This is a genomic window from Bacillus silvicola, from assembly GCF_050524305.1.
Classification (GTDB): Bacteria; Bacillota; Bacilli; order Bacillales; family Bacillaceae_G; genus Bacillus_A; species Bacillus_A cereus_AT.
Map to the genome: position 1 here is coordinate 24,162 of NZ_JBNGVC010000004.1, position 15,709 is coordinate 39,870.

Below are 15,709 nucleotides of genomic sequence, written 5' to 3' on the forward strand. Positions count from 1 at the left end.
TAATGTATGTTTTAGGAGTCAATGGATGGGACTTTGATATTCATGATGCAAGTGCGTGTTTATTTTATAATGGTAAATTAATAGCTGCAGCTGAAGAAGAAAGGTTTATTCGTCAAAAAAAAGCATTAGATAAAATTCCATATAATTCAATAGCTTATTGTTTAAAGGAAGCTAAAATTACTCCAAATGAAGTAGATCATATTGTTATGGGATGGGATGTAGAACAATTATATTTTGAAAAGTATTCAAAGAAGCTTAACAAAGAAGAATGTCTTGAAAAGATTTTTCCGAAGGGAATTTTTAAGAGAGATAAAGATCCTCAAATCCATATGTGTGCTCATCATTTGGCACATGCTTCTGGTGCGTTCTTTAGTTCGGGATTCAATGAAGCTACCATAATAGTTATTGATGGAAGTGGAGAAGAAGAGTCAATAACGATAGCAAAAGGAAAAGGTAATATAATAGAAGTACTAGAAAAATACCCGTTGGAACATTCTTTAGGTATTTTTTATGAAGCATTAACTGTATTTTCAGGTTTAGGGAGGCATAATGAAGGGAAGTTAATGGGCCTATCTTCATATGGGGAAGAAATATTTGAATTTCCTGAAATACTGGAAAATCCTTTGAAACCAAATAAAAATCCAGTTAGTATGAATGGTAAATATTTTTCGGTATTAAAAGATTGGATAAAAGCTATTAATAGTATAACAAAAATGGCTCCTAATTATATTAAATATGAATATAATTCAATAGATTCAATACTATTAATGAATACATCAGTAATGGAATATAAAAATATTGCAGCCTCAGGTCAGGCAGCCTTGGAAAGAGCAATTGTTAAGCTTGTAAAAAAAGCTGTTAATCTAACTGGAATTGATAATTTGTGTCTTTCGGGAGGCGTAGCATTAAATTGTATAGCAAATAGAATTATAGCTGATTTACCAGAAGTGGATAATTTGTACATTCAACCAGGTGCTTCAGATAGTGGGGTAAGTATTGGAGCAGCTACATGGTTTCTTGCCGAAAATGGTATAGCGCCTATGTTCACTGAAGATCATGTATATTCTGGTCCGGAATTTTCTGATTCTAGTATCTTAAATATATTAAAAAAATATAATTTATCATATATAGAATTAGGTTCTAATAAATATGATAAATGCTCCGAGTTATTAATTCAAAATAAGATAATAGGAAGATTTTCTGGAAAGATGGAATTTGGTCCTAGAGCTTTAGGAAATAGAAGTATAATAGCTAACCCTCAGAATAGGGATATGTTAAATAAAGTAAATACTATTAAGAAAAGAGAGCAATGGAGACCATTGGCTCCTAGCATCATAGATGAAAACGCTTCTGTAGTATTAGAAGAAAAAATAAATAACCCTTATATGCTGTTAAATTCTACTGTTAAAAAAGAGGTACATCATTTAGTTCCAGCGATAGTTCATGTTGATGGGTCAACAAGAGCTCAAGTAGTTACAAAGGGTATGAATTCTGATTATTATGAAACAATCTATAACTTTTACCAGAAAACAGGAATTCCAGCAGTTATGAATACATCGTTTAATGTAGGAAAAGAACCAATTATATGTAACCCAAGTGATGCCATTAGGTCATTTTATGGATCAGAGATGGATGCCCTTTTATTAGGTTCATTTTTAATTCTTAAATAAAGGAGGAGAGATTTTGAGAAATAGAAATTATTCTAATCTACAGGATGAAAGGGTAAAGGATTCGGTACTTAATAAAAAAGGTTATCCTAACTACCCAGAATATATACTATTAGATTTAATAAAAGAGGAAACAGTTTTTAAACGAGGAGCTTGCTCAAAGTATATTCATCACGAAGAGTTCAATACATGGCAGAAATATTTTTGTGGGGAATATTACGAAAAGCCTCAAGGGAAAAGAATTGCTTTTTTACAAGCTTGTTCTTGGGCTAAACCATATGATTTTTCATATATTGGTAAAAAAATTAGAGAAGTTACAAATAAATACCCAATGGTTCATCCAATTATTCTATCAAATGCGGGAATTATACCATATGAATACCAAATGAATCCTACTTTTTGTGCGTACGATTGGATGGATGACATTGAGGATCCAGTAATTTATGAAGAATTAATGAAAGAATATAGGGATAAATTGATACAAAGAATTAGGAGCTACCTAGAATCAAATTCATACGATGTAGTAGTACAATATGGTATACCGGTAAAAAAATATTCAATGGCTCCTGTAATTAAAGATATTTGTATGGATCTAGGAATTACTTTTCTTTTAACCCCAGATATAGAAACATATAGAAATAATAAAGATAAATTAGTCGAGTTAAAGGATTCAGGGGAATTTTATTGTTTAGATGAAGTTTTGAGTAGTATGGATAATTGTTTAAATAAGGTGAGTAGATATGTTGAATCTATCAATAGTAATACCAGCTTATAATGATGTTAGATTGGAAAAGTGTTTAAAAAGTATTGATGAAAATGTAGAGGTTGTCGTTGTCTTAAATGGTGCAACAGAAGAAGTAAAAAAAATCGCTTATTCTAGCAATGCATTAATTGGGGAATTACCTACACCTAATTTAGCAAAAGCTTATAATTATGGAATTGAAATTTCTAGTAAAGATAATGTGTTAATTATGGATTCAGATTGTGTTTTTATGCCAGGTACCATCAATAAGTTATTCAAATTATTAGATGCAGGACCTTTGGCTAAAGGAAGGGTAATGTTTTCCTTTAACAGTAAAATTGGAAAAATCATTGCACGCGCAAGACATATACATACTTGCAAAAAAAATGCATATTCACCTCCATTGGCATTTAATAAAGCAATCTTAGCGAAGGTAAATGGATATTATTTTGATGAGAATTTATCTTGGACAGAGGATTATGATTTTGATATTAGAGTTAAATCTGCAAATCTTAAGATTTTATATGATGATAAAGCAAGAATTATTCATCCAGAGTTAAGCATTAAGCAAGATTTGAAAAGTTCATTTAATTATGGTGTAGGTCATGCACGTGGGGTTATACACAAAAAAGATGGTTATTATGAACCTAAAAATAAAATGAAGTCCATTATTAACTCATATAAGTATATCAAAAAAAAATACGGTTATTTAACTGCTTTCTATCTCATATTTTGGCAGCTTGCCTTTTATAGGGGATATAAAAAAGAAATGAATTAAGGAGGAAAACAATGCAGCAACAATACGATGAAATTTCTGAATTATATGACATTATCATCCCAGAACCTGATGGTATTTTTGATTTTTACAGTGGTTTGGTAAAACCAAATGATGAAGTGTTAGATTTGGGGTGCGGTACTGGTAGATTATCTTTTATTCTTGCTGAAAAAGGCGCGAATGTAACTAGTGTTGATATATCAGCAGGAATGATTGAAAAAGCCAGTAAGAAGTTAGAGGAGATGCCAAATATTAAGGATAAAATAGAATTTAAGGTTTCTTCTGCTACAGATTTTAAGTCTGAAAGAAAATTTGATTTTATATTTATGTCTGGTGGTGTATTTGAATATTTGCTTACATCGTCACAACAAAAATTAGCTCTTAGGAACATTAAATTACTATTAAAAGAAGGCGGGATTTTTGTTTTCGATATTATTACACCTCCAACTATTCTTCCTTATTCTAAGAGAGTGAGTGATGGAGGAAATAGTCCTATTAAAGGAGAGAATTTTAAAAAATATAAAATTAAATCATGGGATGTCGTAAAAGCAGATCATTATAAGCAAATAGTTGAAACCACTTGTTATTTTGAGGTTTATGACATAGCAGATAATTTTTTAAGTGAAAAAAAATTTAGATTTCTTGCAAAATATACTTTACCATCCGAAATGCAGTATCTCTTAGAAATAGAAGGATTCAATATAAAAAATTTTTATGGTGATTACAATAAAAATCCTTTTGGAAGGAATAGTGAATTTATGGTGTACGAGTGTAGGCAGCAAGGGTGAATTTTTAATGATATACAATGTAAATAGACGCTCTTAAAAAAGTATATTTTTCTAGTGGAAATAAAATGTATCCAGTTAGTTTACTCCAGAGTAAATAATTTAAATAATAGGTAAATAATTTACCTGTTCAATAAAGGTGATGCTGAGTGAAGGATATTGTAAAAAAACATTTAGTTATAGCGCCACACCATGACGATGAAGTCATTGGCTGTGGTGGAACAATTGCTCAAGCTATTAGTAAGGGTGAACATGTAAAAGTAATAATAATTACAAAAGGAGATTTATCTGGGGGGGGAGGGAATTTAAATGAAATTATTTTAAATAGAGAGAACGAGTGTATAAATGCTTGTAATACATTAGGGATAGAAAAAGAAAATGTTAAATTTTTAAAGAAACCAGACAGATCACTTGTGTATTCTTTAGATTTTGTAGAAGAAATTATTTATGAAATCTCAAAATATAAGCCTAATTTTATATATTTCCCCCATGATATGGAAAGTGATAGAGATCATCGAATAGTAAATGAAGTTGTATCAGAAGCAATATTTCTGTGTCAATCAGGGTTCTTAAAAGAGAATTGTGCTCCGATGTGTTTACAGTATGAAGTATGGACTCCCATGAAAAACTATCAGGTTGTAAAAGATATTACCAGGTTTATTGAACTGAAAAAAGCATCAATTAAAAAATATGAATCCCAACTTAAAACATTAAATTTGGTTGATGGAGTTTTGGGGCTAAATTCCTATAGGGGTATGCAGGCAGGAGTGCAATTTGCAGAAGTTTTTAGAGTGGTAAGTAAGTAGTAAAAAGGAGAGAGAAGATGAATATCATTGAAATTGAAAATGTATCAAAAACTTTTGAAAGAGTAAAAATTGAAGAAGGATTAATAAACTCTTTCAAAAGTTTATTTAAAAGAGAAAAAGTCAAGGTTACTGCTTTAAGTGATGTGTCATTTAAAGTAAAAGAAGGTAAAATAATAGGGCTTATTGGCGCGAATGGTGCTGGTAAGTCTACCTTAATGAAAGCCATGGTTGGGTTAATTAAACCTACTTCGGGGACAATCTTGGTAAATGGATTTAACCCACACGATAAGAAGAAAGCTTTTTTAAAGTCTATTGGTGTTGTTTTAGGACAAAAAAATCAGCTATGGTGGGATCTTTCCCCTTACGAAACATTTTTATTACATAAAGAAATATATGAACTGTCTGATACAGAGTTTAAAAAGAATGTAGATGAATTAGCTAAAAATCTTGGGGTATTAGAAATTCTTAAATCGCCAGTAAGGAATCTATCGTTAGGAGAGAGAATGAAATGTGAGTTAATCGCATCAATCTTACACTCACCTAAGATATTATTTTTAGATGAACCGACTATTGGATTGGATTTTCTCGCTCAGAAGAATATTAGGAATTTTCTCAAAAAATATTGCAAAGAAAGAAATACAACAGTTGTAATAACCAGTCATTATTTCCCAGATATATATGAGTTATGTGAAGAATTAATAATATTGAAGAATGGAGAAGTTGTTTTTAATAACAATTTCAAAAAAATAAAAGAAGAAATTAAGAGTTATAAATATATATATCTTAGCTTTGAAAATGAAATAGATTCTCAAGATCTTAAGAAATATGGAGAAGTTAAAGAGTCGGATAAATTTAGTGTAACAATAAAAGTGCAAGAAAAGTTAGTGAACGAGACCATATCTAGCATATTAAAAGAATTCAATGTTATTGACTACAATTTGACTGAAATGTCATCACAAGACCTCATTGAAGATATTTATTCAATGGAATCGACTGGAGTGAAAATAACAGTATGAAGAAGTATTTAAAACCAATGATGCTTTCATTTCAAGCGGTTTTTCAGTATCGCATGAATGTTGTATTATATATGATTTTTGGTTTAATACCGCTTGTGGCTTTAATACTATTGTGGCATTCTCTCTTTGAAACACAAAGCAATATTCAAGGTTATACTCTTGAAATGATGATTACTTATGTAATAATTGCTAAGTTAATTGAACTTTTGCTAATTCCTGAAATGCACTGGTCGATAAATGATGAAATACAATCCGGTGAATTATCAAAATATCTTATAAAACCATTTTCATATTTTGGATATTGGTTTAGTCATAATTTAGGTAACAAAATTATTCATTTAGTGATGTCAGTGATACCGATAATACCGATAATATTCTTGAACAGGGATTATTTCCTTTTGCCAACCTTAAAATATACTTTCCTGTTCATTCTTTCAATAGTAGGAGCATTAATACTATATTATATGATTTATTATTTGATATCACTCTTCTCATTTTACTTTGTAGAGATATCATCCTTTTTCTTTACTGTAGATATAGTATTAGAATTATTATCTGGATCGCTTATTCCACTTGAATTTTTACCAGCTCCGTTAAATACAATAACTCAGTTTTTACCTTTTTCATACTTAATTCACTTTCCGGTAAATGTATATTTAGGAAATTTAAGTAGCGCTGAAATTGTAAATGGATTAATTTCACAAGTGATATGGTCTTTAGCTTTCTATGTCCTTATTAGAGTACTTTGGAAGAAGGGGTTAAATAAATATGAATCTGTTGGTGCATAAATATGATTAGATATTTAAAAATGTTAAAAGCAATTCTTAAAATTAATTTAAGTAATATTATGATGTATAGAGTTAACTTTTTTTTAAATATAGTAGATAGCGTTGTTTGGTTCATTGTTACATTAGTATTCTTTAATAGTATATTTGATAGTTTTGGTAATATTAATGGTTGGAATACAAATGATATTTATTTGTTAATTGGAACAAGTGAGTTGATAAAATCTTTGATGTTTACTCTTTTTATTAATAATCTACCGTATATACCGAGTTTAGTTAACCAAGGGAGTTTAGATCAGATATTGTTTAAACCTATTAATAGTCAATTTCTAGTTTCATTAAGAAAGCTTGATTTAGGGAATTTAGGGAACTGTTTACCAGCCATACTGTTAATTAGTTATGCATTATTACAAAAGGGAGAGAGTGTTAGTATTGTAAATGGATTTTCTTTCTTGGGTCTATTGTTTTTAGGGATTATACTCTCGTATTCTATGTGGTTTATTTTAATGACTTTATCTATATGGTTAACCAAAGTTGAAGGTATGCATGAGTTATTTCTTGGTACTATGACATTACTTAGATACCCATCTTCCTTATATAAAGGAATAAGTCGATTTGTTTTTTTATTTATTTTTCCTATTGTTATTGTTAGTAATATTCCAACTTATGCTTTAATTAATCGATTAGAACTAAACGATGTATTCATGTTAATAGGTTATTCTATTGGATTTTTTATTATTTCAATTTATTTTTGGAAGTTTGCCTTAAGATATTATAACAGTGCAAGTAGTTAAGGGGAGAATAAAATGTACTCTAATGATAAAGCAATAGTTGTTTTTAGTGGTGGACAAGATAGCACAACATGTTTATTTTGGGCAATGCAACAGTTTGCGGAGGTGGAAGCTGTAACATTTAACTACAAACAACGTCATAAGTTAGAAATTGATTGTGCAGCGGAAATTGCGAACGAGCTTGGCATTAAACATACAGTAATAGATATGAGCCTACTAAATCAGCTAGCTCCAAGTGCGTTAACAAGAATAGATATGGAGATTACACACGAAGAAGGTGAATTACCATCGACATTTGTAGATGGGCGGAATTTACTATTCTTATCATTTGCTGCTGTATTAGCAAAACAAGTTGGAGCTCGTCATATTGTAACGGGTGTATGTGAAACTGATTTTAGTGGTTATCCAGATTGCCGTGACGTGTTTGTGAAATCGTTAAATGTTACATTAAATTTATCTATGGATTATCCATTTGTCATTCATACACCACTTATGTGGATCGATAAAGCAGACACATGGAAATTATCTGATGAACTTGGCGCATTCGAGTTTATTAGAGAAAAAACATTAACATGTTATAACGGAATCATAGGTGATGGTTGCGGTGAATGTCCAGCATGTCAACTTCGTAAAGCAGGGTTAGATACGTATCTACAAGAACGCAAAGGGGGGAATAAATAATGGAAAACTTTTTCGGGTTTCGCATTGTAGAAAATTTGCAAAAAATGGACAAGGATATTCAGCTTGAGCAATTAAAATACCATAATAAAAGAGTAATGGTCAGCAAGGAATTTACATTTGATGCAGCACACCATTTGCACTGTTATGAGGGAAAATGCAAAAATTTACATGGTCATACATATAAAGTTGTATTTGGGATTAGTGGATATGTAAATGATATTGGAATTGCAATTGACTTTGGAGATATAAAAGAAATTTGGAAAAATGAAATCGAAATTTATTTAGATCATCGCTATTTAAATGAGACATTACCAGTGATGAATACGACTGCGGAAAATATGGTTGTCTGGATTTATGAAAAGATGGCGGAAGCATTAACAAAAGGGTATCGAGCAGAAGAATATAAAGGAGCTCGTGTCGAATTCGTACGTCTCTTTGAAACACCAACGAGTTATGCAGAAGTAAGACGGGAGTGGATACTTGATGAGTAAGATTCCTGTGTTGGAGATATTTGGCCCAACCATTCAAGGAGAAGGAATGGTTATCGGACAAAAAACGATGTTCATTCGCACAGCAGGTTGTGACTATAGCTGCTCTTGGTGCGATTCAGCCTTTACATGGGATGGCTCAGCAAAACAACAAGTTAGACAAATGGCTCCAGAAGAAATTTGGAATGAACTTGTTGAAATTGGTGGAGAAAATTTTTCTCACGTTACAATTTCAGGTGGGAATCCTGTTTTGCTGAAAAATATTCAGTTTCTTCTTACTGTATTAAAAGAGAATGGAATTCGTACAGCGATTGAGACGCAAGGGAGTAAGTGGCAAGAATGGTTACTTCAAATTGAAGAAGTGACAATTTCGCCTAAACCACCAAGTTCAAAGATGAAAACAGATTTTATAATGCTAGATTCTATTATTCGTAAATTAGAAAGAAAAGATTTTAGTTTAAAAGTAGTTGTATTTGAAGATTACGATTTTGAATATGCAGTAAAGGTACACAAGCGATATCCGCATGTACCATTTTTTTTACAAGTTGGTAACGATGATACGAAAACGATGGATGATGCAGCGCTTATTAAAAACTTATTACAGAAATATGAACGGTTGATTGAAAAAGCTGTACAGTGTAAAGAAATGAATGATGCAAAAGTATTACCTCAACTTCACGCGTTAGTATGGGGAAATAAACGAGGCGTATAAATAAGAGCATGTTATGAATAAATTAATAAGGTGGAGATAATATATGAGCTTAAAAACAATCCAAAGTGTAGAAATAGATACTGACAAAATTGAAGTAGCAGTAAAAATGATTCTTGAAGCAATTGGAGAAGATATTAATAGGGAAGGTATTTTGGAAACCCCAAAGCGAGTAGCAAAAATGTATAAGGAAGTTTTTCAAGGTTTAGGTCAAAAACCCTCTGAACACTTGTTAAAAATATTTAATGAAAATCATGAAGAATTGGTATTAGTCAAAGAAATTCCGTTCTATTCTATGTGTGAACATCATTTGTTACCTTTTTTTGGAAGTGCCCACATAGGTTATATTCCTCATAATGGAAAGGTAACTGGGTTAAGCAAGTTAGCTAGAGCTTTAGAAACCATATGCAAAAGACCACAGTTGCAGGAAAGAATAACCAATGAATTAGCAAATGTAATTTTTGAAACTTTAGAGCCAAAAGGTGTAATTGTAGTAATTGAAGCTGAGCATATGTGTATGACAATGAGAGGTGTGAAAAAACCTGGTTCAATGACTATAACTTCATCATATAAAGGAATATTTAAAGATAATAGTACACTTCGAAGTGAAACCTTAAATTTGATAGAGAGATAGAATTATATTGTTAATTGAAGTCTATGCAGTATAAATATTTAAAACAATTCAAACGGACAAGGTAAGGTGAAACGGGATCATTTATTGGTTCTGGTGCAAAAAAATGATAAATTAAACAAAAAGTAAGGATTCTTACCGGAATCTTTTTTTATGCCGTTAATCCAAATAGTTGGTTGATGAAGATATTCTGATTTTGGGCAGACTGATCCGGCAAATCAATCTGCCTTTTTTAATCATATGCATCGCTTGGTTCTGTTGCAAAGTTTTTGAAAGTAAGCTAAACTTTTGCAAAACAGAGTGAGGAGCATCCAAAATGAGATATTTTAAAGGGAAACAGTTCAAGAAAGACATTATTTTAGTAGCCGTTGGCTATTACTGTCGTTTTTCTTTAAGTTATCGTGTTGTATCTGAAATCTTGAAAGAACGTGGTGTATCAGTTCATCCTACAACCATCATGCGGTGGGTTCATGAATATGAAAATTTGATTTATCAAATTTGGAAGAAGAAAAACAAATCAGCACATCATGGCTTAGTGACAGGGCAGCTGCTCTAGTTCGCAGGACTTTTTCCATTAAAAGTAAATATGGAGATAAATACTATGGTGTAACTGTAATTTCTGTGGCACTCTCTTTTTTAAATTGCCTCTTTTTTTCTTCTAATTGTTTTTCGAATGTATTCATCATCACAGCTCCTCTAAATCTGTCGATATAATTTCAACAGGTTCTTGTTGTTCATAGTGCAATAGAGTCTGAATCTGTTCTTTTAAAAGGAAACCGTCCTCTGGTTGAGCAAGTAAATACGACTTCAGATACGCTTCGCCATTCACCGTATAATTTACATCGAAAATGTACAAAGCGCTTCCTCCTGTTCCATCTGTTCGTTAGGAACCTTTGTATACTTGCCATGACGTACCACTTGTCTTATAGCAACACCTTTATCCAAAGAATGTTGCATGTTTGAAATATCTACAATAACAGTGTTTTCTAATACACTCACTACATAACCTGTTAACATGATTGATGGATTCTTACGGTAACAAAATTGTACAACATCATCTAACATAGCCTTGTATTTTTCTTGCTTCATAAGTATTTTCCCCTTTCATTATACGGTCATTAGTTTTTTAACTTTATAAACATTGGAAATCCCTATCTCTGATACACCCGATCTAATTTCCCATCAATTTCTACCAATCTAATAGGGGCACGACAACGATTCCTTCTTTTTGGCTTAGTGACAGGGTAGCTGCTCTAGTCCGCAGGACTTTTCCCAGTAAAAGTAAATAGGGAGATGAATGCTATGATGTAACTGTAATTTCTGAGGCATTCTCTTTTTTAAATTTCCTCTTCGCTCTGATTAATGTACTTTTTGAAATCCCCATTTTTTCTTCCACTTCTTTGTAAGAATGATTATGTAAAAGAAATAGAGCATGTTCTATTTGTTTTTTATTATATTTCTTTGGTCGCCCTTCTTTAAAATTAGGATTTAGCTTTGCGATTGCTTTTCCTTCTTGTGTACGTTCTACAATCATATCTCTTTCGAATTCAGCAAATGCGCTCATTACATTAAATACAAGCCTACCTGTTGGGGTATCTTCAACCAATCCCATATTGAGTATATGAACTTTTACACCTTTTTCAAATAGCGTTCTAATTATATGTATCGCATCAACTGTTGAACGTGCAAAACGATCTAGTTTTGTCACAACAAGCGTATCCCCTATTTTTAATATAGACAATACTTCCTGAAACTTTGGACGATCTGTTTTTGTTCCAGTAAACTTTTCAGAATAAATTTCTTCGCAGCCTTCATTTTGCAATGTTTGAATTTGGGACCCCAGGTCCTGGTGTAATGTACTGACGCGTGCATAGCCATATTTCATAAAAATTGCTCCTTTTTCCACTCAACTTTAGACCCTAAGTTATGACACCTGTCTACATACTGATATTACAGCATTTCAAAAACAGAGTCAAAACTTAAAAGTTATGACTCTGTCTGTTTTACAAGAATGATAACTTTTAAGCTACTTGTAATTTAATTGGTATTCTTTGATTCATATTTAATTTGAAAATTCCATATGGATTCACATGATGGCTTCACCATACATGCCCATCAACTTAAGGATGGATACAAAATTAACTTTTGTTCAATTGAACTAAAATCTCCCAAAATGGGGACAAGTTATTAAAAATAAGCACACGAAATAAACCCTAACGGGTTTCATTTTTTTCTTATGCAGCTTTCTTTTGCTTGCTACATCCACTATACTCATAGATAACACCCATGATATCAAAGACAGTTTTCTTCTCATATCGATGAGATTTCCGCCCGTTTTTCTCTAGAAGGTGGAACAGGCGGATCAGAAGCTTTGTTATCTCTTGGGTGCTTTTCCCTATGGCTTGATAGAGGAGAAACAGATGATCTTGGATCATTCCAATCGCTTTATATTCACTTAATTCTTTTTGCTTCTTTTGTAACACAAGTTGGCGCATTTTAAACATCGTAGAAGAACATAAAAAAATAGCGATGAGTTTCCCGTATAAATGGCACTCTATTCTTTCTTGTTTGACGGTACGACAATGATTAATATCAAACAATGATTTCCACGTTTTAAAAACAATTTCTATCTGCCAACGCAATGTATATAATTCATGTACTTGTTCCATCGGAACCCATTCCCAAGGTGCATTTGTCACATATACATTTAATCCCGCTGCTAATTTACTTTTATCTGAATAGGTTTTGTGTTTTGACTTTTCTTTTTCTGCAATTTTCTCTAGACGTTTTTTTAATTGTGCCTCTGTTAAACGATGAAAAATGAGACGTGAAAATAGCTGCTGTTTATCCCCAATATAAGCTTGCTGATATTCTATCGTTTCACCTGGTTGGAGTTGATTCAAAATCTGTATGACATTGATTTGTATGTATTCTGATTGTTTTTTAATGGAACCATTTTTAAAATATTCCGGATTTGGATTTTTTACATATACGTTCGTATTTAACTTTAACCTCGAAATATAATACGTACCACGTTGATCCATTTGATCTAAATCCTCTAATGAAAAATACCCTAAATCACGAATACATAAATCGCCTGGCCGTAACGTATCTAAACATTCTGTTCCGAATGTTTTATCATTATTTTTTCCAGGTCCCACTTGAAAATTAAGAAATTGCCCACTATGTAAATCATATTCTAATTGAATTTTGATCCCAGCTGTTTGAGCGCAGCCACCTGAACCAGGATATATATGTTCCAAAGTATGGGGTACTTGAAACATAGTGGCATCCATGATGCGAATGCGTTTAAAATGAGCAAAAAGTTGGTTAGAAATGTGAGTCTGCTCACAGATTTTTTGTTGTAACAATAACGAAAAGACATGCTTTAAAAATAACACTGATTTTGCAGTAAATCGTTTATTTAAGCCCTCTGGGCTGAGTAAAGTACCTGTAGCTGCATGAAGTCTACTACATAATCGGACTAAAGGATCACTGGCCACCCGTTGGCTAATCCAAATACAAATGGTAGCTAAATCTGATCCTGAAAACTTGCGTTTTCGCTTTATAAACTTAATCTCTCTTGCTATATAAGTCCTCTTTAGAAAATCATCATGACTAGCTTTTCAAAACTATAAGACATAAGTGTTATTCCAACTATTCAAATTCATGCTCAGTATGTCGAAAATATAAGTGGGACCTATATAGTTCTTCCAAAAATCCAGGTGTGATATAGCGCTGTAATTCTTCTGCAAATGGTTGTAACTCCTCTTGAATCGAGAGATTCATAAAAAACGTCACCCTTTCTCATAGATTATTAAGAAAGAATAACGTTTTTTTGTACTTGGGGGTAGTAAAAAGTCTTAAGTTGATGGGCATGTATCGTGAGGCCTATTTGCAAACCACAAACATTCTTTGCATGATTTTTCAGATGATAAAATATAAATTGTCTTAATTTTCAGTATTATACAAGTAAACTCACGTACAAACCGTTTCATTCTTTCAAAATTAAAATGTTAAAAACTGTACCCTTATCTCCACTAAACCACGAAAAACTAGAATAAGAAAGTTTATTACAGACTAGCTTCGTATTCTTTTACTCTTCTATAAAATGTATTATTTTTCATTCCTACTCGTTTCATCGCTTCTACTGCCGTAATCTTGTGCTGTTTCCATTCTTGATATACGGATATAAATGTATGATCAATTTCAATTTTCTTTCTACCAAATGTAATACCTTTTTGCATAGCCACTTCAATTCCTTTTTTTTGCTGTTCCCGTGTTCTTTTTCGTTCATCTTCAGCCATATAACTTAATAATTGTAAAATTAAGTCTGAAATAAGGTTTTCAATTCCATTCAAATCTTTATATCTCATTGTGTTGAGAAGGGGCATATCTAAGACAACGATATCAATTTGTTTTTCTTGACTCAATTCTTGCCATTCAGCTAAAATCATTTGCTTATTTCTACCTAATCGATCTAATGATTGTATATATAAAATATCGCCCTTTCTCAGCATACGTTTCATCAGTTGATATTCAGGGCGCTTAAAGTCTTTTCCACTTGCTCTATCTATACATATATATTCTTCACTAATTTCAAGTTCTGATGCCGCTGCCAACTGTCTTTCTATCGATTGACCTTTACTACTAACTCTTATATAAAAAAATCTCCTCATATAAATTCCTCCTATCTATCTTTGAACCTGTATGCTAGAATTTGAGATGTTATAGGATAAATGTATCATATTTTCATATCATATTCTGTACCATGCACATGACATGTTTCAAAATTCATTTTGTTATTATTATGAAGTGTAAAAGCGGTAAAGAAAGCCCCGTTTCAAAACGTATACATTTTGAAACGGTGACTTCTTTACAAAAAAAGGGGGGGGGCATCTCTCCTCTATTTTATTCCCATTGTTATGAAATTGCTGACTCAGAATATGCGCTCCTTTTCATATTCTGTCAACGCTCTATATTGATTATATATATAAATAACTTTGCGCCTCTTCACAAAAAAATCCCCTAACTTATTTGTTAGGGGATTTCCACGATACTTTCTAGGGATTTCGTCAAACGAAACGAAATTTTTCTCATTATAACATATGAATCCACACATACATAGTTTCAAAAGGGACATAGAACAGATTTCGTCTTTTTTTCATAATGAGTGTACATTTTTTGATAGAAAAAAAGTAACTACTCAGCTTTTTTCTATCAAAAGACATGATAAAACTGTATTCCTTTTGTGTAACCCATACATATTATGATTTCATCATAATAAACACAAAGCATAAAATCAGAACGTGCTTGACTTACCTACTTAGTAGTAATAAAGTAGCCATTCTCTTACTGATTTCAGTCAGAATGGTTCTATTCTTACATCCTTGAAAAAGCTTGTCTCTTTTTTACCCAATTTTGATTGTATTCTACTAATCATCAATCAGAATTGCATCGATTTGATCACAACCTACGACAAATACCGTACCATTATTTCGAACAAATGTCGCAACTCCAGTTTTTCTATCAAAACTTACAAACGCATCTACACTTTTATCATGTCCACCAATAATGAGTGTATCCACATCATCCCCCGCTGTTAATGTTTTCAAAAATTGACAGATGGGTGAAGACATTCTTTTATGATGAGAATCATGATGACATTGTCTGCACATATACACATTCCCTCCATTTTCATAGAATCAAATTTCTATCCTTATCCATTGATAGAAACAGATAGATAATATATTTTTTATCATTTCATTATATGTATACATCTCTTAAAGGGTGTACTTGTCTACACACATATTTGGATAAGCTGTCAAACTGA

Annotated in this window: 17 protein-coding genes and 3 pseudogenes; 13 read left to right on the top strand and 7 right to left on the bottom strand. The window is 31.9% G+C overall.

Annotated elements, in window-relative coordinates; translation table 11 throughout:
- Positions 1-2: 2 nt before the first annotated feature.
- The 12 genes from ACP6L7_RS09980 to folE all read left to right on the top strand — a co-directional run bounded on the left by ACP6L7_RS09980 (position 3) and on the right by folE (position 9,879).
- Complete coding sequence (locus ACP6L7_RS09980) at positions 3-1,670, top strand: carbamoyltransferase family protein (protein WP_430529150.1); 1,668 nt, start codon at positions 3-5, stop codon at positions 1,668-1,670.
- A 13-nt stretch (positions 1,671-1,683) separates the two neighbouring features.
- A complete protein-coding gene (locus tag ACP6L7_RS09985) occupies positions 1,684-2,442 on the top strand; it encodes a DUF5591 domain-containing protein (RefSeq protein ID WP_430529151.1) in 759 nt (252 codons plus the stop codon).
- Complete coding sequence (locus ACP6L7_RS09990) at positions 2,408-3,187, top strand: glycosyltransferase family 2 protein (protein WP_430529152.1); 780 nt, start codon at positions 2,408-2,410, stop codon at positions 3,185-3,187. The genes ACP6L7_RS09985 and ACP6L7_RS09990 overlap by 35 nt, the downstream gene beginning before the upstream one ends.
- 11 nt (positions 3,188-3,198) lie before the next feature.
- Complete coding sequence (locus ACP6L7_RS09995; RefSeq protein ID WP_430529153.1) at positions 3,199-3,972, top strand: class I SAM-dependent methyltransferase; 774 nt, start codon at positions 3,199-3,201, stop codon at positions 3,970-3,972.
- Positions 3,973-4,118: 146 nt separating this feature from the next.
- Complete coding sequence (locus tag ACP6L7_RS10000; protein ID WP_289670053.1) at positions 4,119-4,775, top strand: PIG-L deacetylase family protein; 657 nt, start codon at positions 4,119-4,121, stop codon at positions 4,773-4,775.
- Between the two features lie 17 nt (positions 4,776-4,792).
- A complete protein-coding gene (locus ACP6L7_RS10005) occupies positions 4,793-5,791 on the top strand; it encodes an ABC transporter ATP-binding protein (protein ID WP_326266073.1) in 999 nt (332 codons plus the stop codon).
- Positions 5,788-6,579: an ABC transporter permease gene (locus tag ACP6L7_RS10010; protein WP_430529154.1), complete on the top strand. Its 792-nt coding sequence runs from the start codon at positions 5,788-5,790 to the stop codon at positions 6,577-6,579. The genes ACP6L7_RS10005 and ACP6L7_RS10010 overlap by 4 nt, the downstream gene beginning before the upstream one ends.
- A gap of 2 nt (positions 6,580-6,581) precedes the next feature.
- Positions 6,582-7,370 carry an ABC transporter permease gene (locus ACP6L7_RS10015; protein ID WP_000621954.1) on the top strand — a complete coding sequence of 263 codons (789 nt, stop codon included), beginning with the start codon at positions 6,582-6,584 and terminating at the stop codon, positions 7,368-7,370.
- A gap of 12 nt (positions 7,371-7,382) precedes the next feature.
- Entirely contained in the window at positions 7,383-8,048 is a 666-nt protein-coding gene (gene queC, locus ACP6L7_RS10020; RefSeq protein WP_326266072.1) for a 7-cyano-7-deazaguanine synthase QueC, read from the top strand.
- On the top strand, positions 8,048-8,539 hold the full coding sequence (gene queD, locus ACP6L7_RS10025; RefSeq protein ID WP_016513434.1) for a 6-carboxytetrahydropterin synthase QueD: 492 nt from the start codon (positions 8,048-8,050) through the stop codon (positions 8,537-8,539). Before queC ends, queD begins: the two co-directional genes overlap by 1 nt.
- Positions 8,532-9,248 (top strand): 7-carboxy-7-deazaguanine synthase QueE, encoded by a 717-nt coding sequence (gene queE / locus ACP6L7_RS10030; RefSeq protein ID WP_430529155.1) that lies wholly within the window; start codon positions 8,532-8,534, stop codon positions 9,246-9,248. Before queD ends, queE begins: the two co-directional genes overlap by 8 nt.
- A gap of 43 nt (positions 9,249-9,291) precedes the next feature.
- The gene (gene folE / locus ACP6L7_RS10035) at positions 9,292-9,879 is read left to right on the top strand and encodes a GTP cyclohydrolase I FolE (RefSeq protein ID WP_430529156.1); all 588 of its coding nucleotides are present in this window, start codon (positions 9,292-9,294) and stop codon (positions 9,877-9,879) included.
- A gap of 148 nt (positions 9,880-10,027) precedes the next feature.
- Here folE and ACP6L7_RS10040 read toward each other — a convergent pair.
- Positions 10,028-10,128: pseudogene (locus ACP6L7_RS10040) on the bottom strand (IS6 family transposase); the annotation flags it as partial.
- Positions 10,129-10,192: 64 nt separating this feature from the next.
- On the opposite strand from ACP6L7_RS10040, the pseudogene ACP6L7_RS10045 reads away from it, so the two are divergent.
- Positions 10,193-10,405: pseudogene (locus ACP6L7_RS10045) on the top strand (IS6 family transposase); the annotation flags it as partial.
- 156 nt (positions 10,406-10,561) lie between these two features.
- On the opposite strand, the gene ACP6L7_RS10050 reads toward ACP6L7_RS10045, so the two are convergent.
- The 6 genes and pseudogenes from ACP6L7_RS10050 to ACP6L7_RS10075 form a co-directional block, all read right to left on the bottom strand.
- Complete coding sequence (locus ACP6L7_RS10050; protein WP_176546311.1) at positions 10,562-10,732, bottom strand: hypothetical protein; 171 nt, start codon at positions 10,730-10,732, stop codon at positions 10,562-10,564.
- Positions 10,714-10,965 carry a DUF2187 family protein gene (locus tag ACP6L7_RS10055; protein ID WP_430529157.1) on the bottom strand — a complete coding sequence of 84 codons (252 nt, stop codon included), beginning with the start codon at positions 10,963-10,965 and terminating at the stop codon, positions 10,714-10,716. The genes ACP6L7_RS10050 and ACP6L7_RS10055 overlap by 19 nt, the downstream gene beginning before the upstream one ends.
- Before the next feature lie 211 nt (positions 10,966-11,176).
- Positions 11,177-11,761 carry a recombinase family protein gene (locus ACP6L7_RS10060; protein ID WP_430529158.1) on the bottom strand — a complete coding sequence of 195 codons (585 nt, stop codon included), beginning with the start codon at positions 11,759-11,761 and terminating at the stop codon, positions 11,177-11,179.
- A gap of 349 nt (positions 11,762-12,110) precedes the next feature.
- Positions 12,111-13,665, bottom strand: a pseudogene (locus ACP6L7_RS10065) (IS4 family transposase).
- A gap of 284 nt (positions 13,666-13,949) precedes the next feature.
- The gene (locus tag ACP6L7_RS10070) at positions 13,950-14,555 is read right to left on the bottom strand and encodes a recombinase family protein (protein WP_430529159.1); all 606 of its coding nucleotides are present in this window, start codon (positions 14,553-14,555) and stop codon (positions 13,950-13,952) included.
- Positions 14,556-15,311: 756 nt separating this feature from the next.
- Positions 15,312-15,554 carry a hypothetical protein gene (locus ACP6L7_RS10075; protein WP_430529160.1) on the bottom strand — a complete coding sequence of 81 codons (243 nt, stop codon included), beginning with the start codon at positions 15,552-15,554 and terminating at the stop codon, positions 15,312-15,314.
- Positions 15,555-15,709: the final 155 nt, after the last annotated feature.

Coding starts and splice junctions, on each gene's coding strand:
- ACP6L7_RS09980 (WP_430529150.1), top strand. CDS start 3: ATGTATGTTTTAGGAGTCAATGGATGGGACTTTGATATTCATGATGCA.
- ACP6L7_RS09990 (WP_430529152.1), top strand. CDS start 2,408: ATGTTGAATCTATCAATAGTAATACCAGCTTATAATGATGTTAGATTG.
- ACP6L7_RS09995 (WP_430529153.1), top strand. CDS start 3,199: ATGCAGCAACAATACGATGAAATTTCTGAATTATATGACATTATCATC.
- ACP6L7_RS10005 (WP_326266073.1), top strand. CDS start 4,793: ATGAATATCATTGAAATTGAAAATGTATCAAAAACTTTTGAAAGAGTA.
- ACP6L7_RS10010 (WP_430529154.1), top strand. CDS start 5,788: ATGAAGAAGTATTTAAAACCAATGATGCTTTCATTTCAAGCGGTTTTT.
- ACP6L7_RS10015 (WP_000621954.1), top strand. CDS start 6,582: ATGATTAGATATTTAAAAATGTTAAAAGCAATTCTTAAAATTAATTTA.
- queC (WP_326266072.1), top strand. CDS start 7,383: ATGTACTCTAATGATAAAGCAATAGTTGTTTTTAGTGGTGGACAAGAT.
- queD (WP_016513434.1), top strand. CDS start 8,048: ATGGAAAACTTTTTCGGGTTTCGCATTGTAGAAAATTTGCAAAAAATG.
- queE (WP_430529155.1), top strand. CDS start 8,532: ATGAGTAAGATTCCTGTGTTGGAGATATTTGGCCCAACCATTCAAGGA.
- folE (WP_430529156.1), top strand. CDS start 9,292: ATGAGCTTAAAAACAATCCAAAGTGTAGAAATAGATACTGACAAAATT.
- ACP6L7_RS10055 (WP_430529157.1), bottom strand. CDS start 10,965: ATGAAGCAAGAAAAATACAAGGCTATGTTAGATGATGTTGTACAATTT.
- ACP6L7_RS10060 (WP_430529158.1), bottom strand. CDS start 11,761: ATGAAATATGGCTATGCACGCGTCAGTACATTACACCAGGACCTGGGG.
- ACP6L7_RS10070 (WP_430529159.1), bottom strand. CDS start 14,555: ATGAGGAGATTTTTTTATATAAGAGTTAGTAGTAAAGGTCAATCGATA.
- ACP6L7_RS10075 (WP_430529160.1), bottom strand. CDS start 15,554: ATGTGCAGACAATGTCATCATGATTCTCATCATAAAAGAATGTCTTCA.